The 21,691-nt window shown below is 42.3% G+C and carries 17 protein-coding genes; 11 read left to right on the forward strand and 6 right to left on the reverse strand.

Annotation, left to right across the window (positions count from 1 at the left end; all coding sequences use genetic code 11):
* Nucleotides 1-156: 156 nt before the first annotated feature.
* The 3 genes from OCU78_RS04310 to OCU78_RS04320 form a co-directional block, all read right to left on the reverse strand.
* Complete coding sequence (locus tag OCU78_RS04310) at nucleotides 157-1,455, reverse strand: outer membrane protein transport protein (RefSeq protein ID WP_180033680.1); 1,299 nt, start codon at nucleotides 1,453-1,455, stop codon at nucleotides 157-159.
* Between the two features lie 291 nt (nucleotides 1,456-1,746).
* Nucleotides 1,747-2,475 (reverse strand): DUF3379 domain-containing protein, encoded by a 729-nt coding sequence (locus OCU78_RS04315; protein WP_137372336.1) that lies wholly within the window; start codon nucleotides 2,473-2,475, stop codon nucleotides 1,747-1,749.
* Nucleotides 2,468-3,043 carry a sigma-70 family RNA polymerase sigma factor gene (locus OCU78_RS04320; RefSeq protein ID WP_137372337.1) on the reverse strand — a complete coding sequence of 192 codons (576 nt, stop codon included), beginning with the start codon at nucleotides 3,041-3,043 and terminating at the stop codon, nucleotides 2,468-2,470. The genes OCU78_RS04315 and OCU78_RS04320 overlap by 8 nt, the downstream gene beginning before the upstream one ends.
* Before the next feature lie 512 nt (nucleotides 3,044-3,555).
* On the opposite strand from OCU78_RS04320, the gene fadI reads away from it, so the two are divergent.
* Nucleotides 3,556-4,863, forward strand: a complete 1,308-nt coding sequence (gene fadI / locus OCU78_RS04325; RefSeq protein WP_137372338.1) for an acetyl-CoA C-acyltransferase FadI — start codon at nucleotides 3,556-3,558, stop codon at nucleotides 4,861-4,863.
* Complete coding sequence (gene fadJ, locus OCU78_RS04330; protein ID WP_137372339.1) at nucleotides 4,863-7,061, forward strand: fatty acid oxidation complex subunit alpha FadJ; 2,199 nt, start codon at nucleotides 4,863-4,865, stop codon at nucleotides 7,059-7,061. Before fadI ends, fadJ begins: the two co-directional genes overlap by 1 nt.
* Before the next feature lie 165 nt (nucleotides 7,062-7,226).
* Here fadJ and OCU78_RS04335 read toward each other — a convergent pair whose 3' ends face one another.
* Entirely contained in the window at nucleotides 7,227-7,439 is a 213-nt protein-coding gene (locus tag OCU78_RS04335) for a TIGR02450 family Trp-rich protein (RefSeq protein WP_137372340.1), read from the reverse strand.
* A 162-nt stretch (nucleotides 7,440-7,601) separates the two neighbouring features.
* Complete coding sequence (locus tag OCU78_RS04340) at nucleotides 7,602-10,397, reverse strand: insulinase family protein (protein ID WP_137372341.1); 2,796 nt, start codon at nucleotides 10,395-10,397, stop codon at nucleotides 7,602-7,604.
* Nucleotides 10,398-10,721: 324 nt separating this feature from the next.
* Here OCU78_RS04340 and sixA point away from each other — a divergent pair, with 324 nt between their 5' ends.
* Nucleotides 10,722-11,186 (forward strand): phosphohistidine phosphatase SixA, encoded by a 465-nt coding sequence (gene sixA, locus OCU78_RS04345; protein ID WP_137372342.1) that lies wholly within the window; start codon nucleotides 10,722-10,724, stop codon nucleotides 11,184-11,186.
* Nucleotides 11,187-11,372: 186 nt separating this feature from the next.
* On the opposite strand, the gene smrB is transcribed toward sixA, so the two are convergent.
* The gene (gene smrB / locus OCU78_RS04350) at nucleotides 11,373-11,903 is read right to left on the reverse strand and encodes an endonuclease SmrB (RefSeq protein WP_137372343.1); all 531 of its coding nucleotides are present in this window, start codon (nucleotides 11,901-11,903) and stop codon (nucleotides 11,373-11,375) included.
* Nucleotides 11,904-11,965: 62 nt separating this feature from the next.
* Here smrB and prmB point away from each other — a divergent pair, with 62 nt between their 5' ends.
* The 8 genes from prmB (at nucleotide 11,966) to OCU78_RS04390 (ending at nucleotide 21,687) form a co-directional block, all read left to right on the forward strand.
* Nucleotides 11,966-12,898 carry a 50S ribosomal protein L3 N(5)-glutamine methyltransferase gene (gene prmB / locus OCU78_RS04355; protein WP_137372344.1) on the forward strand — a complete coding sequence of 311 codons (933 nt, stop codon included), beginning with the start codon at nucleotides 11,966-11,968 and terminating at the stop codon, nucleotides 12,896-12,898.
* 292 nt (nucleotides 12,899-13,190) lie between these two features.
* Nucleotides 13,191-13,823 carry a LysE family translocator gene (locus OCU78_RS04360; RefSeq protein ID WP_137372345.1) on the forward strand — a complete coding sequence of 211 codons (633 nt, stop codon included), beginning with the start codon at nucleotides 13,191-13,193 and terminating at the stop codon, nucleotides 13,821-13,823.
* 622 nt (nucleotides 13,824-14,445) lie between these two features.
* Entirely contained in the window at nucleotides 14,446-15,903 is a 1,458-nt protein-coding gene (locus tag OCU78_RS04365) for a protein adenylyltransferase SelO (RefSeq protein WP_137372346.1), read from the forward strand.
* Nucleotides 15,904-16,130: 227 nt separating this feature from the next.
* Nucleotides 16,131-16,859 (forward strand): response regulator, encoded by a 729-nt coding sequence (locus OCU78_RS04370; RefSeq protein WP_137372347.1) that lies wholly within the window; start codon nucleotides 16,131-16,133, stop codon nucleotides 16,857-16,859.
* Between the two features lie 49 nt (nucleotides 16,860-16,908).
* On the forward strand, nucleotides 16,909-18,354 hold the full coding sequence (locus tag OCU78_RS04375) for an ATP-binding protein (protein WP_137372348.1): 1,446 nt from the start codon (nucleotides 16,909-16,911) through the stop codon (nucleotides 18,352-18,354).
* A gap of 111 nt (nucleotides 18,355-18,465) precedes the next feature.
* Nucleotides 18,466-19,713, forward strand: a complete 1,248-nt coding sequence (locus tag OCU78_RS04380) for an ABC transporter substrate-binding protein (RefSeq protein ID WP_004736057.1) — start codon at nucleotides 18,466-18,468, stop codon at nucleotides 19,711-19,713.
* Between the two features lie 181 nt (nucleotides 19,714-19,894).
* Nucleotides 19,895-20,833: a carbohydrate ABC transporter permease gene (locus tag OCU78_RS04385; protein ID WP_009848503.1), complete on the forward strand. Its 939-nt coding sequence runs from the start codon at nucleotides 19,895-19,897 to the stop codon at nucleotides 20,831-20,833.
* Nucleotides 20,830-21,687, forward strand: a complete 858-nt coding sequence (locus OCU78_RS04390; protein WP_004736059.1) for a carbohydrate ABC transporter permease — start codon at nucleotides 20,830-20,832, stop codon at nucleotides 21,685-21,687. The genes OCU78_RS04385 and OCU78_RS04390 overlap by 4 nt, the downstream gene beginning before the upstream one ends.
* The last annotated feature ends 4 nt before the right edge of the window (nucleotides 21,688-21,691 follow it).

The raw sequence follows: 21,691 nt of genomic DNA on the forward strand, positions 1-21,691 counted from the left end.
GTTTCGTGAGTGTTGCGGGTTTTCAGCGTACACATGTAGCTAGAAATGACCTTTGCAGGCTACACTTGTAAGCTTAAATAGCTGTTGGAAGGGGATTTTTAGGCAAAGAAAAGGGCCGCAATGCGACCCTTAAAGTTTATTAGCTTAAGCTTAAATTTAGAAGCTGCGGCTGTATTGAATACCCATCAAGATTGCATCTGCGCGAGTTGTAGCACTGATTGAAGAAATATTATCTCCACCAATAATACCTGACGCTGGGTTTTCAGTATTTTCATTTACTTTCACATCTTTACCCACTAGGTAAGTGAAGCCAAAATCAATGTTAGATTTTTCGTTGATGTGGTAAGTGAAACCTGTTGAGAACCATTGACGATCTGAATCTGGAACAGAAACTGAAGTTACGTCATCCTGAGCGCTGGTGTCATACATGTAACCTGCGCGTAGAGTCCAATCACGATTTAAGAAGTATGTACCACCAATAGAGTAGTGCATGCCATCTTGCCATTCGTAGTTATTAAGTGTTCCGTGTGCTTTTGAATCAAGAGATTTAAATGAACTCCAACCAATCCACTGAACGCTGTAGTGAACAGCCCATTTAGTGTCTTCCAATCGGTGGTAGCCTGAAAACTCTAGAAGATCAGGAAGAGGCATGTATAAAGTATCGTTCTTAGCTTCCTGTGGATTACCTGAAATATAAGTAATGTCACCTTCAGCTTCTAGCTCTGGAGAGTAATGATAAGCTAGACCAAATCTGTTGTTCTCATCGTACTCATATACAGTACCTAGGTTAAAACCAACCGCCCAGCCATCAGCTTCAGCATCTAAGGCTGTGCTACCTGGTTGAGGAAATGGAGCCATTCCAGGAGTATTAGCTTCAGAGCTCATCGAGCGTTTAAGTTCACCTTTACCGTAAATGAAATCTAGACCGGCACCAAAGCTCCATTGGTCATTTAAGCGGTAAGAACCAGCTAGGCCTAAGTTTACGCTTTTAACATCAGTCAAGCCGCCGTACTCGCCACCAACATAGCTATCGCTAAATTCAGTTTTTGTTCCGAAGTTTGAGTAAGCGTTAAAACCAACCGCAAATTTTTCATTGATAGGAACAATTAAGTGAATATTTGGTGCGATTGATGTACCACCAGCATCGTCATAGCTAGCGTCGTGAGTACCACCTTGGAAGTCTGTATATGTCGCATCTTTCACTTCAATCATTGAAGTAATGCTTTCGAAACCCAGTGACAATTCAACACTATCAAATAGTGCCATTGCCGCTGGGTTACGAGCCATAACAGAAGCGTTATCGGCGATTACTGCATCACCAGCGAAAGCACGGCCAATACCGGTTGCTGATTGTGCGTTAAGTTGGAAGCCTGCAGCCATTGCTTGCGAAGAGGCTAGTGTAATTGTTACTGCTAAAAGAGACTTTTTAAACAGACGCGTTTGCTTAGTCATTATTATTTCCTTTTTATTCCGCCTCTAAAGGGCGATTTATTTGAGCTTTTGCTCAATATGGGGCTGATCCTAGACCGAAGTATACGATATACAAATCCGACCATTCGATATTTTGAGGGGAAAATTATGGAAGTGGCGTCTATCTGACATGAAATTGGTGATAAATATCGTTTTTTAGAGCTAGTACTCTATTTTTAATTAGTATGGGGAATGGTTTGGGTGGGATGTATAATAAAAAACCCGACTTCATCTTGCATAAGTCGGGTTTATGGTTCTATTTGCAGTGAAGAGCACTTAACTCATTGGTTTTATTATCTTAGAAAGTTGCTCTGCAATTTTAGACACATCTTCTCCATTCTCTCCAACTAAGATAAGGCTAGAGTCGTCAATAGGGGTGACTGAGCCTGTCATACCTTCTTCATCAAAGCCGAGAGCTTTCTCTGTCGGGATGCCTGTTAAAAAGAGTGTAACTTTGCCTTTTTCACCTTGAAAGACCATGTGCATAGCGTTTGATTTACCAAAACCACAATGATTTAGGTAATAAACGTGATACGGGAAAGCTTCATCAAATTGAAAAGCAAATGGATTCATCTTTGCATTGATCTGCTGCGAAGTGACCTGTTCGTCTATGACACTAACAAAGCTCTTTTCATTAACCACATGCTTCATTGCAGTATCAGCTAGGCTAGCTTGCGCTGGTGGAACCAAAACATTCCCCCAATTCACTTGCCCTACGAGTAAACCACAAACAAATGCGACAGAAGCAGCTAAGCCCATGGCTCTTTTGGCAAAGTTAGGACGTATTACATTGCTTTCTTCACTTGATGTTTGATTGAAAAGAATGCGGTCGGCTAAATCGTCCGGCACATCCACTTTCATTGCATGATGTATTTGCTTATCAAGGGACAAAACATCATCTAAAAATTTACTGTTTGCTTCGTTCTCGGTCAGTGCGCCAATAATGTCTTGATCACGATGCTTAGGATCTGACAAAACGCGACGACGAAATTCTAAATCATCCATTATGTTGCCCCCTTACGGTTTCTTCGGAATCAAGCATGTCTTTCAGCTGATTACGAGCTCGGAATAAACGTGTCATTACTGTGTTTTTATTAAGAGTGAGTATGTCTGCTATTTCATCTCCGCTAAATCCACCAATCACTTGCAGAAATAGAGGTTCACGGTAATCGACTTCTAATTTCATGATCTGAGCTTGTAACCATTCATGTTGATGATGTGGGTCGTCACTCACTTTAGCATCATTGCTGTGGTCATCTATATCAACTAGATCAAATTGTTTTCGTTCAAAGCGGCGCGCATTTTCTCTTCTCAAAATAGTAATGAGCCAAGATTTTGCGGCTTTTTCATCTTGTAAGCTATCGAGAGATTTCCACGCTCTTAAGCAGGTCTCTTGCACCAAATCTTCTGCAATGCTTTTGTCTTTACACAGCCAATATGCATAGCGGAATAGGTCTCCGTGATAGGCACGTACAAGTGCTTCGTATTTTCTTTGTTTGTCCATATCAGAGTTGACCGGGGTATTCGCCGGTTTCTTTCCGAATATTTTCATTATCGACACAGGAGCCTCCATTATCGCTCTGCGGATAGATTATTTTTTACGTATTCATGCATTGGAAATCGTAAAATCGTAATTAAAATTGATCTACTTCAAAATCTGAGCTTTCGAACAGGCTATAGTACACCTTGTTGTCTAGTTAGTCATTTATGGCTAGCGTGTTGAGCAAGACAACACTTCCTTTTGAAGGCTGACTTTACTTTCTCCTAATCAGGAAACTGATTATTTCAATTGGCGCTAAGTTAATTGCTTTATATACATTCCGACCACACAGCTTTGTGTGGTTTTTTTTTGCCTGAATAAAATACAACTCAGTACTCTTACTGATTAAACGCTATGGCTAGTTAAGCGCTATGGCTAATTAAGCACTATGACTGATTCAGTACTATAAGTTTAGGCAATATCCTCTGAGCTACTACTTTTCAGCTTCATGTACTCGCATCACGTTTATTTAAACGTCCGTTTGATTTTATTAACAACTTCTTTACAATGCTTCAGGTCAGACCTCTTACCCTCAAGGAGAAACCATGGGCATACAGGAACTCAAAACTCGCTCTGGAGAGCGCGTTGCCGTAGTAGCCGGACTAAGAACCCCTTTCGCTCGTCAGAGCACCGAATTTAGCCAAGTGCCTGCGGTAGACCTAGGTAAAATGGTCGTAAGTGAAATGCTTGCACGTACTGATATTGATCCTGCGTTAATTGAGCAAGTGGTTTTTGGGCAAGTTGTACAAATGCCTGAAGCGCCCAATATTGCCCGTGAAATTGTACTAGGCACGGGAATGAACATTCATACTGATGCTTACAGCGTGACTCGCGCATGTGCTACCAGTTTTCAGGCTGCCGTTAATGTAACGGAAAGTATTATGGCGGGAAGTATTGATGTTGGTATTGCCGGCGGGGCAGATTCCTCTTCTGTATTGCCTATTGGTGTTTCGAAGAAACTTGCGGCTAATTTATTGGCTTTGAGCAAAACGAAAACTATTGGTCAAAAACTAAAAATACTAAAAGCTTTATCCTTTAAAGATCTCATGCCTGTTCCACCTGCGGTTGCTGAATATTCGACTGGATTGTCTATGGGGCAAACCGCTGAGCAAATGGCTAAAACACATGGTATTACTCGTGAGCAACAAGATGCTTTAGCGCACCGTTCCCATACTTTAGCTTCTCAAGCTTGGAAGGAAGGAAAGATACAAGGTGAAGTCATGACGGCTTTCCCTGCTCCTTATAAAAAGTCGATATCTGAAGATAATAATATTCGCCATGACTCCACGGTCGAAGGGTATGCGAAATTGCGTCCGGCGTTTGACCGTCAGTACGGCAGTGTGACGGCGGCAAATGCGACTCCTTTAACTGATGGCGGCGCAGCCGTAATGCTCATGAGAGAAGGCAAAGCGAAAGAGCTGGGTCTTGAAATTATGGGTTATATCCGAGGTTACGCATTTTCGGCGATTGGCGTAGAAAGCGACATGTTAATGGGGCCATCTTACGCAACATCTAAAGTACTTAAGAATACCGGTTTAGAGCTTGAAGATTTAGATTTGATTGAAATGCATGAGGCATTCGCAGCTCAAGCACTCGCAAACGTGAAGATGTTCGCTTGTGATAAATTTGCGCAGGAACACTTAGGTCGCTCTAAAGCGATGGGTGTTATTGATATGGATAAATTCAACGTGTTGGGTGGTTCTATTGCCTATGGTCACCCATTCGCTGCAACTGGTGCGCGAATGATGACTCAAACATTACGTGAATTAAAACGTCGTGGCGGCGGGCTTGCACTTAATACTGCATGTGCGGCTGGTGGCTTAGGTGCAGCTATGATCTTGGAGGTAGAATAATGTCTACGGTTATCGACTCATCAACAGAAAGTAACTCAACAACAGCGGCTCAAGCAGAAAAAGCTTTTAGCCTAACCATTGATGAACAGAACCTAGCATGGCTTGCGATTGACGTTCCCAATGAAAAAATGAATACGCTTCAAGCGGCTTTTGCAGAAGAAATGAAAGCGGTTTTTGAACAGCTAAAAGATAAACAAAGCAGCATTAAGGGCTTGATTGTTCACTCCCTAAAACCGGATAACTTCATTGCAGGTGCTGATGTTCGCATGCTCGATGCTTGCCAAACAGTCGACGAGGCTGAATCACTGGCTCGTCAAGGTCAGGACATGTTCCAAACCTTATCTGACTTACCTTACCCGGTTGTTGCTGCTATCCATGGCCCATGTTTAGGTGGTGGTTTAGAGTTAGCACTAGCGTGTGATTACCGAGTATGCAGTGATTCAGATAAAACTCGCCTTGGTTTACCTGAAGTTCAATTAGGTTTACTTCCAGGTTCTGGCGGTACTCAACGTTTACCTCGCTTAATTGGATTATTGCCATCGCTAGATTTAATTCTTACGGGTAAGCAGTTACGTGCGAAGAAAGCTAAAAAATTGGGTGTGGTCGATGCGTGTGTCCCACAAACTATTTTGCTGAATGTCGCTAAAGATTTCGTCGAGAAGCATGCTTCTAAAGGTTCAGGTAAGAAAGGCGGAAAACGTATTGCTTCTAAGAGCAAAGCTTCCACGAAAGAGAAGATGATTTCTCGTAACGGTCTTGGAAGAAAAGTGATTTTTGAGCAAGCTGCGAAGAAAACGAATAAAAAGACGCGCGGTAATTACCCTGCGACAGATGCCATCTTGGATGTGATTCGTTACGGCTTAGAAAACGGTTTTGAAAAAGGCTTACAATACGAAGCGAAGCGATTCTCTGAATTGGTAATGACCACCGAATCTAAAGCTCTGCGCTCTATATTCTTTGCGACGACCGAAATGAAAAAAGAAAATGGTGCAGATGCAAAACCAGCGCCAGTTCAAAAAGTCGGTGTTTTAGGCGGCGGCTTGATGGGGGCGGGCATTAGCCATGTGAGCGTTGCTAAAGCGAAAGTACCAGTCCGAATTAAAGATGTTTCAAATGATGGCGTTTTGAATGCTTTAAATTACAACTTTAAGTTATTTGATAAACAACGTAAGCGTCGAATTATCAGTAAGTCAGGGTTAGAAGCGAACATGCTCCAACTTTCTGGCGGTATTGATTTTACAAGCTTTAATCATATTGATGTTGTTATCGAAGCTGTTTTTGAAGATTTGGATTTAAAGCAGTCGATGGTGGCGGATATTGAAGCGAACGCAAAAGCGAATACTATCTTTGCGACAAACACTTCTTCATTGCCGATCCATAAAATTGCAGAAAAAGCGGAACGCCCAGAAAACGTAGTAGGTCTACATTACTTCAGCCCAGCAGAAAAAATGCCTTTAGTTGAAGTTATTCCGCATGAAACTACCTCTGATGAAACCATTTCAACCGTTGTAGCGTTAGCGAAGAAACAGGGTAAAACGCCAATTGTCGTTAAAGATACGGCAGGTTTTTACGTTAACCGTATTCTAGCGCCATACATGAATGAAGCTGCGCATTTGCTTCTGGCTAATGAACCTATCGAGAAGCTAGACAGCGCATTGCTTGATTTTGGTTTCCCTGTCGGACCGATTACTTTACTTGACGAAGTTGGCGTGGATATTGGCGCGAAAATCATCCCGATTCTAGTGAATGAGTTAGGTGAAAGGTTCCAAGGACCTGATGTGTTTGACGTCCTGTTAAATGATGGTCGTAAAGGCAGAAAGAGTGGAAAGGGCTTTTATACCTATAAAGGTAAAGACAAAGAAGTGGATAAATCCGTTTATAAGCTTCTGAAGTTACAGCCTGAACCAAAACTGAGTGATAACGACATTTCATTGCGCTGCGTACTTCCAATGCTTAATGAAGCGGTGCGTTGTTTAGATGAAGGTATCATTCGTAGCCCTCGTGATGGGGATATTGGTGCAATCTTTGGTATTGGTTTTCCTCCATTCCTAGGTGGTCCATTCCGTTATATGGATCAAGTTGGAATCGAGTCTTTGGTTGAAATGATGAATGATTTTGCCAAAAAATACGGGGACCGATTTGCGCCATGTGATGGGTTACTCACAAGAGCAGGGCTTGGCGAAACTTTTTATAAGTAGTCAGCCTGAGTAACAAATAACTGATTACACAGCTATTTGTTAATCCCAAACCTGTTTGGAATATTCAATAAATAAAACGCTTACTGAAAAGTAAGCGTTTTTTATTAGATAAAATTTAAGATGGAATTGCTATATTTGGTGAGCCGAATGGTCAAACTTTACTTTTTATTTCCATCCAGCAAGCCAGTTTTCTTGAGCTTTTAGAACCGTCCAGTCAATGGACTCTGTTCTTTTAGACATCACAGCTTCAATTAAGCAATGTACGATTTCATCTTCTTCAAATTTTACGTCAGTCACTAAAAAGTGCTTCTCTTTTTTAACTGGATTGACCGCCGTCCACTTGCTGTTTAATAGTTTCTTTGGGTTGATTTGATTCATTTAAGCTCCATATTCGCGAGTGATTGGCTACTTATGTAACCAGCTCACTGACGTAAACTGATATTACTGGTTTTCGATGTACGTTATATACGTGGCGATTTCAGTAAGCGTTCAGTTTATGTTGCTTAAATCATGTGTTTTAAAATTACTTAAAAATCAGAACTACCCTAATTCACAGTCTTTAGGGCGAAGTTGAAATTCATCAATTGACCCAATTTCCATCCCAACTGACAGAGCTTCATCTTCATTATGGGCATTACCTTGTGTGTGCATAATCAAACGGTTAGCGGTTCTAGGCTTAAGTTGGTTTACGACAAAGCGGATCATATCTGAGCGTGAAAGCGTTTTTAAGTTTTCTAACACTCGCTCACGCTGGTCAAAGTCGGTGTCTTTATTGCCTATCGCAACCCATAAACGTTGAGCTCTTCCACGAAGAGTGGTGTCTGGTGTCGATATCTGGTTCCATAACCCACGTTTACTGCTGTGCCATTGGTATTCATTTAATTCCAGTAACACCATGTAAAATGCATTCAAAAATTCATCAATCGAGCTGATTAAATCTGCTGGAGCTGCATTTGGTGATTGGACATACAGAACAATACCAGGATGACGATTAAGCGGTAAGTTCCCTGTACCCACCATGTAACCGAGTTGCTGCTTGGTCCTAATTTCGTGGAAAAAAGTGGCAGACATTAAATGGTTTGCTAAGGAATAAAGCGCAACGTTTTTTGATGAAATATCAGGGCATTGATAGTAGACCACAATTGCAGAGTCATCTTGGTTGCATATGACTTCGCGTTGGAAACTACCATTTTCACCGAGCATGACTAAAGGTCGTAAAGATTCTTCATAGGCTTGGTTTTGAACGCGTAGGGCGTCTTTTAGGGTCGTTGCCATGTTATGTGCATCAGCTCGCTGCCAATCACCATAGACAAACATTTCGACATGTAACTCAGCCAAGATTGCCTGAACAAATGAAGATAGTTCATCGACTTCTATGGTTTCTAATGCCTCAATTAGAACGGAGTAAGGAGGGTTGTTTGGTTGTAACATTCCTGTCATAGCGTTAAATAGTTGAGATATAGGACGATCTTGAGCTGAATTGCGCCAATTGCGCAGAAGTTGCTGCTTAATTGTATCGAATCGAATTGCGCTAAAATCACGCGCCGCAAAACGTTTTAATATCATTTCTAAAAGTTGAGGCTGTTTCTGACTGAAGCCTGAAAGGGTTAGTGTCACACCGCCTTGATGGGTGTACATGTTGTACCCCATACCTGCAATTTCAGCCTGATAGGTTTCTTTTTCCAGAGAATCGAGGAACATCTCAACACATAAGCGAGTTTTTACGATATTTCTAGGGCTAGCCACGGAGTGTGGGCTATCTATCGCGACATAAACAACGCCTTTAGGTACTCTAAATTCAGTGTCTTGCAGATGCCAAAGAGAAAACCCATCCAATTTTTCGATTAACTCAGGTTGAGATTGACCACTTTCAATGGCAGCAGGCTCAAGGTCATAACAAATGAAAGGGTTTTTACTAGGCAGTTCAAATTTCCAACTCGGGTTAATTTGAGCAAACTTTAGCTGCTGCTCCGATGTGAAATCTTGAGTGGAATAAAGTGTGAAATACCATTTGGCTTCGTAGTCATACCCTGCTTCTTTGTTGGGATTAGAATCATGGGCAACCAGAGTTGATCTCAGGTTCTTTACGGTAAAGTATTGGAAAATAGAACGTTGTAGATCATCATCATAATGAGACATTTTATAGTCGCCATACACTACATCGTCTTCAGGGTAATGCTGCATATTCATCACTAAATGACTGGCAACATCGAGTGGGCGAGACGGTTCTTGAAAGCGAAAAGCTGATTCTAATACCGCGCGCTTTTCAAGGTACCTCCACTCTTCCATACCTTGTTGTTCAATTAACTTTATATATTGGAATACGGCTTGAGTAATATCATCGACTTTTGATAAACCTTCAGGTGTTAGAGTTGCGCTGATATTAAAATCTCGATAGTTACTGCCGCTTGCGCCACCACCCGCAGAAAGGGAGGTCACCCAGCCTTTCTCTTTCAGTTGCATCATTAAGCTGCCTTCACCTTCGTAGCCAAGTAAATGTGCAAAAAAGGAAAGTGGTTTTGTGCTGTAATGCTCGTCCATGCAAGGCATAGGAAAGTTTAAAATGAGCTTTCGTATTTCTTTGACTGGCTCAACAAAGACTTGAATACCCGTACTGCCTTCGGTTGTGATAGGTTCTGAAATAGATTTGTTGCTCAGTTGATGATTACTGATCTCGGAGAAGCGCGACTCAACCCAAGCTTGCATCTCATCTAACTCTTGATTCCCTGAGAGGGTGAGTGTCATTAAATCGGCGGAATAATTTTGCTGGTGGAACGCTAAGATTTCTTGTCGAATAGATTGACCATCACGGTCGCCTAAGGTTTCGAGGTTACCTACCGAGAATTTGGCAAATGGGTGGGCTGGGTTAACAATTTCTTTGTGTACTTGATAAAGTCGGCGAGAGTCGTCATTGAGCTTCATCTTGTACTCAGATTCAACGGCTTGGCGTTCTTTGTCTAAAGCTTCTTCATTAAATAAAGGGGCGGTGAAAAACTGAGAGAAACGGTCAAGTGCAGATTCAAAAGCATTTAAATCGACATCAAAGAAAAAGCAGGTATGTTCTGTTCCAGTCCACGCATTGTTACTGCCACCATGTTGGCTAATGTAACTTTGGAACTCTCCAACTTTTGGATACTTTTCAGTGCCTAAAAATAGCATATGCTCTAGGTAGTGTGCTAAGCCTTCTCTGTCTGCTGGATCATCAAAGTGACCGACATTTACAGCCAATGCCGCCGCTGCTTTTTGCGCGTCGGGATCTCTTACCAGCAAGGTGCGTAATCCATTTGATAAGGTGAGATAGCGATATTGATGTTCATCGTTAGGGCTTAAATGCACAAGGTCTCTCCAGAGATTTTTATTATTAAATTATGTACCTGATACAAGTGGGTGCAAATCTTGCAGTCATATTTTGAGATATAAGTGCGTTTTGAAAGTGTGGAAGCATCACTAGTAGTGCTTTCAATATCTTTGATCAGGTATTTATTTTCTTGTTATTAAGTTTCTTTTTAATAGATTGTTAAGAAAGTCGAACTCTTTGGCAAGCGACTTGATATAATTATTTATATTGATTGAAGTTTCTCAATATTGAGAGTCAAAAACGAAGTAGCGATTTCGCCTGTTATGACGATATATGAGAATGCTACATAGATAGGATAAAACATGAAAATATTCATTATGCGCCACGGTGAAGCGGAACATTTTGCGAACTCGGATGCAGAAAGAGCCCTAACTAAACGTGGCAAAAAACTGTCTTTGGCAGTGGCACAAGCAGCTGTTGAGCAAGGCTATAGTCAATTTGATAAAGTGCTGGTTAGCCCTTATTTAAGGGCGCAAGAAACATGGTTAGAGATTTCTCAGGTATTTAATGCCGATAAGGTAGAAACCAGTGAAGACATTACTCCATACGGTGTGTCTGACGAAGTGTTTGATTTCACTTTGGCTTTAGCTGAAGTTGAGAAGCTAGATAGCCTTTTATTTGTTTCTCATTTACCTTTGGTTGGGTATTTAACTGCAGAGTTCGCTACGGGCATGACTCCACCTATGTTTCCACCTTCTGGCATGGCTTGTATTGAATTCGATTTAGAGACACGTAAAGGTGAATTGCTTTGGAATATTAATCCATAAGCTTCAGCCATAGTGTCTTTTTGGTTTGGATATTGAAGTGTTGGTTTGAATATCGAGGTGAACTGAATTTGGTTTGCTTTAATGGCGATTAAATAGAAAGGGCGCATCAGTGATTGATGCGCCCTTTCTTTATTCTTCGAGTCATAGATTTAGTATCGGTTAATGGGTGTCAGACCTTTTGTATGGTTACTTGTCTGGTATCGATAATAAAACCAATAATGCACCATGACCGCCAAATTCGAGAGGAGCTTGGTGGAACGCCATTACGTCGGGGTGTTGCGCCAACCATAACGGCACTTTCTGTTTCAATATGTGCTTGCCAATTCCATGTTGAACACACGCACACGCCACACTTTCTTTTATGCAGTGGGCAATCATTGCACCTAATTCACGTTTCGCTTCTTGTTGAGTCATTCCATGCATATCTAAATAAACATCGGGAACATACACACCGCGACGCAACCTTTTGACTTCATATTTAGACACATCATCTCGAGCATAACGAGTTGGTCCATCATCACTTAAGTGAGGAATGAACTCATCCGAGAAATAGAATTCACTGTCACTGGCTTGTCTTGCAGTTCGAGTAATTTCTTTTTGTTTGGTATTTCTTTTTGGCTGCTGGATTATGGTATCCTGTTGCAACTTTTTAACGCCCTTTACTGCATCGTTGAATAAGGCGAAATCGTCATCGAAGTCGGTGTCTTTTTTGCTCATCAGGTTATGAATTCTAATTTGAAACGTAATTAGCAGTATTGTAGCGCTTTTCGGAGACAATTTTGGATAAGATTTTTGTAGAAGAAGCGGTATCAGAACTACACACGCTTCAAGATGTAATTCGTTGGACTGTTAGTCGCTTTAACGCTGCTGGCCTATTTTATGGTCATGGTACTGATAATGCGTGGGATGAGGCGGTACAACTTATTTTACCTACTCTTTATCTGCCGATTGATGTTCCTTCGCATGTTATGAACTCTCGCCTAACAAGCAGCGAGCGTTTACGTATTGTTGAGCGTGTTATTAAGCGTATCAATGAGCGTACTCCAACGGCTTACTTAACCAACAAAGCGTGGTTCTGTGGTCTTGAATTCTTCGTTGATGAGCGTGTACTTGTGCCTCGCTCTCCAATTGGCGAATTGATTGAAGCGCAATTCCAACCTTGGTTAACAGAAGAGCCGACACGTATCATGGATATGTGTACAGGCAGTGGTTGCATCGCAATCGCATGTGCGCACGCATTCCCAGACGCTGAAGTCGATGCGATTGACATTTCAACTGACGCGCTGCAAGTTGCTGAGCAAAACGTACAAGACCACGGTATGGAACAGCAAGTGTTCCCAATTCGTTCGGATTTGTTCCGTGACTTACCAAAAGAAAAGTACAACTTGATTGTATCTAACCCGCCTTACGTAGACGAAGAAGATATGAACAGCTTACCTGATGAGTTTACGCATGAGCCTGAATTAGGCTTAGCTGCTGGCACTGATGGCTTGAAATTGGTTCGTCGCATTTTAGCTAATGCACCAGATTACCTGACTGAAGATGGTATTTTGATCTGTGAAGTGGGCAACTCTATGATCCACATGATGGAACAATACCCAGAACTTCCGTTCACATGGATTGAATTCTCTAATGGCGGTCATGGTGTGTTCATGATCACTCGCGAGCAGTTAGTTGCTTGTGCGGATGAGTTTTCAATCTACAAAGATTAAACTTCTGTCGCTATAGGTTTGTGTTGTTATAAATTTCTGTGGTTATAGAGTTCAGAGATTAAGCGTTTAGAGCGCTAGTTTCAGACATAAAGTCTCAGAGATTGAGCCGTAGAAACGCAAGTGAATTATTAAAACGCCATGCCGCCAACGCATGGCGTTTTTTATGGGAGAAATAAGCTAAATTCATTAAAGCCTACAAATTAAGTGGTTAATATTTAGTTGATCAATATGCATACTTAACACATATTGGTGTTCGATTTTTGAACATTAAGTGAATCATGGAGGATTCATAATGGCTATAGAAACGTGGGTTTACTACTTCCTTGCTGTGTTGGTATTAACAGCATCACCGGGTCCAAGCTCGTTATTGTGTATGACTAAGGCTGTACAATCCGGCTTTAAGCTTTCAGTCTTTACTGCATTAGGTAGCTTAACGGCTATTTCAACTATTCTAACCCTTTCTTTTACTGGTTTAGGCGTGATTATCGCTTCATCCGAAGTGGTATTTAATATCATTAAATGGACGGGCGCGGCATACCTTATTTATCTTGGCTGGCAGTCTTTGCGTTCTTCTCAGCAAAGCTATGATCAACTTTCTTCTGAAGATACCCCCTCGAAAGGCACTAACAAGCAGCATTTTCTTAGTGGTTTTATTGTTGGTGCAAGCAACCCAAAAGCGATTCTATTTTTTACCGCGTTGTTTCCTCAGTTCATCGACCCGACTTTAGCACTTATGCCTCAGTTTATTGTGTTTGCTACAACGTTTGCTGTAATGGAACTTTCATGGCTGTTGCTTTATGCTTATCTAGGAGCGAAGTCTTCCAATTGGTTATTTGCACAAGGCAGAGCCAAAATCTTCAATCGAGTGACAGGTGGGGTGTTCATCAGTGCTGGTGCTTTGTTATCAACGACGAGTCGCACTTAGCTATGAAAGTGAGAAATTATTGCTAATGTGACAGAAAATTCTTGATGCTGTAATAAAAGGTTAATATATATATGCTTGCTGATTTGAGCGTTATACCGATATATTATAGTTACTTATTCAAATCTCTAGGAGAGATATATGCAGCATCAAGAAATGATTCAACATAGTAATTTTGGCGTTATTAGCCGCACTTGGATTTTCGCAACTTTGTCTCTTGTAGGCATTTTGGCGTTAATGTAACCAGACATAATGTAACAACGACAATGTAATTATGATGATTCTTCGATTTATACGCGTATTACCATCTCAATTTAGTTTTTATACACTTTCCAACCTTTCTCATCGATGTGGCTTTTCTCACTAGGTTAGCCACTTCAATTTTATCTTTTCAATCTTCTTTTCTACTCTATTTTTACCCGTCCTAAATCCCACAACCCATCTTCAGTCATTATAAGCTTAATGAATTCAAGCACTATCAATTTCAAGAGCTATTAATCTCAAGAGCTATTAATCTCTATCCATTCCCAATTTATTTCTTTAACTGTTTCAATCATTACGGCTTCAATAATTGTTATTAAAATGTGATAGTCTGGCACGAATTGTTTCATCAAGAGTGTTACTCATGTCTATCTGGGATTCTATCTCTGTTAATAACCGGTTCAGTGAACTTCCACGTTCCTTTTATACTCCAGCTCAACCCACTTCACTTAGCAATGTTCAATGGCTTGCTTGGAATAAAAAATTAGCATTAGAGCTAGGCTTTCCGGAATTTGAACAATGTTCAGAGGAACTGCTTTCAACTCTTTCTGGCACAAGTGAACCTGCACCGTTTTTCCCATTAGCAATGAAGTATGCAGGTCACCAGTTTGGTTCTTATAACCCAGATTTAGGTGATGGAAGAGGCTTGTTATTGACGCAAGTGGTTGCGAAAAGTGGTGAAACCTTTGATTTACACCTCAAAGGTGCCGGTAAAACGCCTTATTCTCGAATGGGGGATGGGCGAGCGGTGATTCGTTCAACAGTAAGAGAATATTTATGCAGTGAAGCAATGGCTGGGTTGAAAATCCCTACTACTCGTGCGCTAGCAATGATGAGCAGTGATACACCTGTTTATCGTGAAAAGCAGGAGAAAGGAGCGCTATTGGTCCGAGTGAGTGAGTCTCATATACGTTTTGGGCATTTCGAGCACCTTTTCTATACTAATCAAATTGCTGAACACAAATTGTTAGCCGATAAAGTATTGGAATGGCACTTCCCTGAGTGCCTTGAAGATGATAAACCTTATGCCAGCATGTTCAACCTCATTGTCGATCGCACTGCTGAAATGGTCGCACTGTGGCAAGCTAATGGTTTTGCTCATGGCGTAATGAACACTGATAACATGTCTATATTAGGGCAAACTTTTGACTATGGGCCGTTCGCGTTTCTTGATGAATATGACCCTCGTTTAATTTGTAACCACTCAGACTACCAAGGGCGCTATGCCTTTAATCAGCAGCCAAGAATTGGGTTGTGGAACTTGTCTGCACTGGCACATTCACTGTCACCATTAATAGATAAAGCTGACCTTGAAGCGGCATTAGAGCAGTACGAGCCACAAATGAATGGTTATTTCAGCCAATTGATGCGTCGTAAACTAGGGCTGCTTTCAAAACAAGAAGGTGATGGTCGTTTGTTTGAATCGATGTTCGAATTGATGTCGCAGAACAGAGTCGATTACCCAAGGTTCTTTAGAACTCTGTCTAATTTAGATACGGTGGATTCTCAGGAAGTCATAGATCTTGTCTTAGACCGAGAAGCCGCCAAAATGTGGCTGGCTAATTATTTGCAGCGTTGCGAATTAGAAGACAATTCACCACAAGAGCGTTGTGAAAGCATGAGGGGAATAAACCCTAAGTACATATTACGTAATTATTTGGCGCAGCTTGCGATAGATAAAGCTGAGCAAGGTGATACTAGTGATATTGAAGCGCTGATGGTGGTACTAGCCGATCCATGCAGTGAACACCCTGAATATGAATACTTAGCTGCGCTGCCACCAGAGTGGGGTAAAGGGATGGAGATCAGCTGTTCGTCTTAGTTACCTACTCGTGGTAATCGAATGCTTTTGATAATCAACTGTTCGTGATAATCAATCTTTTGCGATAGTCAACAAATAGCGCTCTAAGTCAGTAAGATGTAGATAGAGGTCACCAAGATGTGATCTCTATCTGTCTACTCTTCTAACTTTACAACCATGCTAATAATCAAACAATCGGTCAGCCTATACACTATGTAAATAAGTTGTAAATTTAATAGGTTTGGGCGATGCCAACAAATACTCGAATTCTCGTGGTGGATGATGATCAAGAAATCCGCGAACTGCTGGAAGAGTACCTCACAAAATCTGGTTTCAATGTCTCTTCAGTTGGAGACGGTGTTGAACTAGAAGCTCATCTACAAAACCAAGGTTATCCAGATCTAATTCTGCTTGATGTGATGCTACCTGGTGACGATGGTTTTACTTTGTGTCAGCGAGTACGAAAGCAATCCAATGTGCCAATTATCATGTTAACTGCGGTTTCAGATGAAACAGACCAGATTATTGGATTGGAAATTGGCGCAGATGATTACATTGCAAAGCCATTCAGCCCTCGCCAATTAATTGCGCGTATTAAAGCGTTATTGCGCCGCGTCCAAGTGGTGGATGACAAGCCAAGTGATGCACTGCCAAAGCAAATTATTTTTGGTGACTGGACGCTTGATACGCTGGCGCATCGAATTTCCCACAATGACAGCTCAGAAGAGATGGATTTGTCAGGCAGTGACTTTTCTTTGTTGATGTTGTTCTTAACTCGTCCTAACGAAGTTCTTGACCGTGACACTATCTCTTTCGCCACCAGAGGTCGCGAAGCGTTGCCTTTTGAACGTGGTATTGATGTACAGCTTAGCCGCCTCAGAAGCCGACTGGGCGACAGTGGTAAATATCCTCACTACATCAAAACCATGCGCGGAAATGGCTATATTCTTGCCGTGCCGGTTCAGTATCAACACTAAGCATGAAGCTCCTAACTCCTAAAACAGTACTCCGTATGAAGTATCTCGTATGAACTGGTTAAGCCGATTCAAGCCAAACTCTTTGGTCGCAAGAACCTTGTTGTTAACTTTGTTAGCTGTGGTTATTGCCCAAGGAATTGCTACGTCTATATGGTATAGCGAATCAAAACACAAAGAACTGGAAGGTATTCGCTCTGCATCATCTAGTATGGCGAACATGTTTGCCTCAACGGTAACCTTCTTTCAGTCTCTTCCCGTCAAATATCGTCATATCGTTTTGGATCAAATTCGCAATATGGGAGGAACACGTTTCTTTGTTTCTTTCAATAAAGAGGCTTTGATTGTCGACCCCATCCCTGACACCCGCTTAAAAACTGCCTCGATTGATGCGATAGAAAGTGTCTTGAGTAGCAAGCTTAATAAAGTGGAATCGGTACGCGTAGACTTTTCACGACCGGAACACCTTCGCTTACTTAAAAATGATATCTACTTAAGCGATCTCCCGCGATCGTGGGCACATCATACTTTAACGTTAGAGCCGTTGAATCCGCCCATTCTGGTTGTACAAATCGAATTGACCAGTCACGAATGGGTATACATTGCGGCATTGTTACCTGCTCCATACGTCAAACTAGACGATACGATTCTCGGTCGTGAGCAAGTGATTTTCTTGGTCTCCTCGACACTCATTTTATTGGTTCTGACTTACTTGATGATTCGTCGCCAAGTGCGTCCTCTTAAAAAATTGGCAAGAGCAGCCAATGAAATGAGCATGGATATTCAGCAGCCCCAACTAAAAGAAGAAGGGGCAACGGAACTGGTGACGGCGACCCGAGCTTTTAATCGTATGCAGCAACGTATTCGTCGCTATGTTGCGGACCGTGAGCACCTTTTTTCTGCTATCTCCCATGACTTAAAGACTCCGATAACCCGCCTTAGATTACGTGCTGAGTTATTGGAGAGTGAAGTAAAGAAAGATAAGTTCAACAAAGATCTGGATGAGCTCGAAATGATGGTGAAGGGTGCTTTGCAGGCGGTAAGAGACACCGACTTGCACGAAAATAATGCCGTTATTGACCTCAACGAGATGGTGCTTTCTGTGATTGAGTCGCATAACCAGTATCAGACAAAGGTTGAGTTTGAGCCTGCTGTCATAGAGCCATTGGTCGCGAAACCACTGGCGATTAAGCGAGTACTCACCAACTTAATTGACAACGCGGTTAAGTATGGCTCATCAGCTATGGTGGAAATCTGTGGTGATGAGTTTTGGGTTATTGTCACTATTCAAGACAGTGGTGATGGTATCCCAGAAGACAAGTTAGAGATGGTCTTTGAGCCTTATTTTAGGCTGGCGACGGATGACCAAGGGCACGGTCTTGGCTTAGGTATATGCCGAAATATCCTGCATGGACATGGCGGAGATCTCATTATTCGCAACTCTTCTCAAGGTGGCTTAGAAGCCAAAGTCTATATCCCCACAGGTCTAGAAGTGTAATGTAACAATTGCGTTACATTGGGCTTACCTTTTGTTTCAATCTTATAAATCAGAATAAGTAGACTCTTTATTGAACCGGACGTCGAGTCCGCTAAAACATGGAAGATAATAATGAAAATCAATAAAACCCTACTTACTCTATCTCTTCTTGCTGCCTCAACATTTTCTCAAGCTGGTGAAGTGGAAGTACTCCACTGGTGGACTGCCGGTGGTGAAGCGAAATCTGCTGCGGTACTGAAAGAGATGATTGAAGAACAAGGTCATACTTGGAAAGATTTCGCTGTTGCTGGTGGCGGCGGTGAAAGTGCGATGACTGTTTTGAAAACTCGAGCAGTGTCGGGCAATCCTCCATCTGCTGCGCAGATCAAAGGTCATGATATTCAAGAGTGGGGTGGTTTAGGTTTTCTAACGTCTCTCGATGCAACGGCGAAACAAGAACAGTGGGATGAACTACTACCAGAAGTAGTGACTAAAGTAATGAAGTGGGATGGCGAATATGTGGCGGTCCCTGTCAATGTTCACCGTGTTAACTGGCTTTGGGCTAACCCTGTTGTTTTAGAAAAATCCGGCGTTACGGTTCCTACAACATTAGATGAATTCTTTGTTGCTGCAGACAAGATTAAAGCGGCTGGTTTCATTCCACTGGCCCATGGTGGTCAGCCTTGGCAAGACGCAACGGTATTCGAAGCCGTGGCACTTGATGTACTAGGCAGTGAAGACTACAACAAAGCGTTTGTTGATCTTGATATGGACGTGTTATCTGGCGACAAAATGGTGGAAGTGTTCACCAAGTTCAAAAAGATGCGTGATTACATCGACAGCAACTCTCCAGGTCGTGATTGGAACGTAGCAACCTCAATGGTTATCAATGGTGAAGCCGCGATGCAAATCATGGGTGACTGGGCGAAAGGCGAGTTTACTGCAGCAGGCAAAGTGCCGGGTAAAGATTACATCTGTGCGCCAGCTCCAGGTACTGATGGCCAATTCACTTTCAATATCGATAGCTTTGCGTTCTTTGAGTTAAGTGACAAAGAGAACCAAAAAGCGCAGCAAGACCTAGCGAAAACCATTCTTACCAAAGATTTCCAAGAAGTCTTCAACCTTAACAAAGGTTCTATCCCTGTACGCCTAGATATGGACATGTCTAAGTTTGACCAATGTGCGTTGGACTCAATGGCAACCTTCAAAGCAAGTGCTGAGTCTGGGGATCTTGTTCCGAGTATGGCTCACGGCCTAGCGACAACAAGCTACGCTCAAGGCGCTATCTATGACGTGGTGACCAACTTCTTCAACGAGAAAGATGCCGATCCTAAACAAGCAGCTGCCAAGTTAGCTAAAGCAGTGAAAGCGGCTATCTAATCTAACTTGATAAGCAACATACAACGCACGTGAGTGACGGGTTGTGTTGCTTTACCAAACCCCCAGGGTGGGTAGGCTCGTAGGGAGCCTATCTACTCTTTACTCCCAATTCTGATATGCGTGATGCTGATGTGGTGCCGAAAGGTAAGCCATCGGCTCGATTGTGCAACAAGGATAAGTTATGGAGCATGTTTTGACTGAGTCGACTCCAAAACCCACAAGGAGCCAGCCTGCACCGAAACCGAGTTTTGCTGACAGGTTGCAACATTGGTTACCTAAAATAGTATTGGCGCCCACCGCGTTAGTGACAGTGGTGTGTATCTACGGCTATATATTTTGGACGGCAGCGCTGTCGTTCACTAACTCTCGATTTCTGCCAAGTTTTAACTTCGTTGGTTTAACCCAATATGAAAAGCTGATGGATAACGATCGCTGGATCACCTCAATCACCAACCTCGGTGTGTTTGGTTTTCTATTTATGGCGATTGCCATCTTGCTTGGTGTTGGTTTAGCGGTATTGCTTGACCAGAATATCCGTCAAGAAGGGGCGATTCGTACCATCTATCTCTACCCAATGGCGCTGTCATTCATTGTGACGGGTACGGCGTGGAAATGGATTCTTAATCCGGGTCTTGGCATTGAAAAGCTAATGCAAGACTGGGGATTTACTGACTTCAAATTTGATTGGTTAGTCGACTCCGAAATGTCGGTGTATACCTTGGTTATCGCGGCACTTTGGCAGTCTTCAGGGTTTGTGATGGCAATGTTCTTAGCAGGGCTACGCGGTATTGATTCATCAATCATAAAAGCGGCGCAAATTGATGGGGCAAGCTTACCTACCATCTATCTCAAAATCATTTTACCTTGCTTGCGCCCTGTAGTTTTCAGTGCGGTGATCATTACGTCGCACATTGCGATTAAGAGCTTCGACCTTGTGACGGCAATGACGGCTGGTGGCCCCGGTTATTCATCGGATCTTCCTGCGCTATTTATGTATGCACACTCCTTTACTCGCGGACAAATTGGCCTTGGTGCTGCCAGTGCCATGATGATGCTTGCCGGTATCTTAGCGATTCTCGTGCCTTATCTTTACTCTGAACTTAGGGAGAAAAAGTCATGATGAATAACATCAATTTTGCTCGAATCTTTATTTATTCAGCACTGCTTTTCTTCTGCTTAGTGTATCTAATGCCATTGTTCGTGATGGCGCTGACGTCATTCAAAACTCTGCCTGATATCAAGGCGGGTAACCTGATGAGCTTGCCAAAAGAGTGGGTGTTTGATGCCTGGTATAAAGCGTGGGACACCGCTTGTACTGGCGTGAAATGTGAAGGCATCAAAGGCTACTTCTGGAACTCGTTCCAAATGGTGATTCCTGCGGTTGCGATTTCAACATTGCTCGGTGCATTTAATGGTTATGTGGTGACGAAATGGCAATTCAGAGGTTCAAATCTGTTCTTTAGCTTGTTGTTGTTTGGCTGCTTTATTCCTTTCCAAGTGGTGTTGCTGCCAATGGCAACCATGTTAGGAAAAATGGGTTTGGCAAACACAACTATCGGCTTGGTGATTGTGCACGTTATCTACGGCATGGCGTTTACGACTCTGTTTTTCCGTAACTTTTATATCTCGATTCCTGATGAATTGATCAAGGCGGCAAAGCTTGATGGTGCTGGCTTCTTTACCATTTTCTTTAAGATTTTATTACCGATCTCAACGCCAATCATCATGGTCACGGTGATCTGGCAGTTCACCGCTATCTGGAATGACTTCTTGTTCGGAGTGGTTTATTCCGGCTCAGATACTCAGCCGATTACCGTGGCATTAAACAACCTAGTCAACACCAGTACTGGCGTTAAAGAATATAACGTCGACATGGCCGCCGCGATCATCGCTGCACTGCCAACGTTGTTGGTGTATGTCTTCGCAGGAAAATATTTTGTTCGTGGCCTAACGGCAGGATCAGTAAAGGGATAATTAC

Origin of the sequence: Vibrio gallaecicus (assembly GCF_024347495.1) — a bacterium.
In the GTDB taxonomy this organism is placed as follows: Bacteria; Pseudomonadota; Gammaproteobacteria; order Enterobacterales; family Vibrionaceae; genus Vibrio; species Vibrio gallaecicus.

Excerpts from the sequence above, each read along its gene's own strand:
- OCU78_RS04315 (WP_137372336.1), bottom strand. The coding sequence starts at position 2,475 with ATGGATGATTTAGAATTTCGTCGTCGCGTTTTGTCAGATCCTAAGCAT.
- OCU78_RS04320 (WP_137372337.1), bottom strand. The coding sequence starts at position 3,043 with ATGGAGGCTCCTGTGTCGATAATGAAAATATTCGGAAAGAAACCGGCG.
- fadI (WP_137372338.1), top strand. The coding sequence starts at position 3,556 with ATGGGCATACAGGAACTCAAAACTCGCTCTGGAGAGCGCGTTGCCGTA.
- fadJ (WP_137372339.1), top strand. The coding sequence starts at position 4,863 with ATGTCTACGGTTATCGACTCATCAACAGAAAGTAACTCAACAACAGCG.
- OCU78_RS04335 (WP_137372340.1), bottom strand. The coding sequence starts at position 7,439 with ATGAATCAAATCAACCCAAAGAAACTATTAAACAGCAAGTGGACGGCG.
- sixA (WP_137372342.1), top strand. The coding sequence starts at position 10,722 with ATGAAAATATTCATTATGCGCCACGGTGAAGCGGAACATTTTGCGAAC.
- smrB (WP_137372343.1), bottom strand. The coding sequence starts at position 11,903 with ATGAGCAAAAAAGACACCGACTTCGATGACGATTTCGCCTTATTCAAC.
- OCU78_RS04360 (WP_137372345.1), top strand. The coding sequence starts at position 13,191 with ATGGCTATAGAAACGTGGGTTTACTACTTCCTTGCTGTGTTGGTATTA.
- OCU78_RS04365 (WP_137372346.1), top strand. The coding sequence starts at position 14,446 with ATGTCTATCTGGGATTCTATCTCTGTTAATAACCGGTTCAGTGAACTT.
- OCU78_RS04370 (WP_137372347.1), top strand. The coding sequence starts at position 16,131 with ATGCCAACAAATACTCGAATTCTCGTGGTGGATGATGATCAAGAAATC.
- OCU78_RS04375 (WP_137372348.1), top strand. The coding sequence starts at position 16,909 with ATGAACTGGTTAAGCCGATTCAAGCCAAACTCTTTGGTCGCAAGAACC.
- OCU78_RS04380 (WP_004736057.1), top strand. The coding sequence starts at position 18,466 with ATGAAAATCAATAAAACCCTACTTACTCTATCTCTTCTTGCTGCCTCA.
- OCU78_RS04385 (WP_009848503.1), top strand. The coding sequence starts at position 19,895 with ATGGAGCATGTTTTGACTGAGTCGACTCCAAAACCCACAAGGAGCCAG.
- OCU78_RS04390 (WP_004736059.1), top strand. The coding sequence starts at position 20,830 with ATGATGAATAACATCAATTTTGCTCGAATCTTTATTTATTCAGCACTG.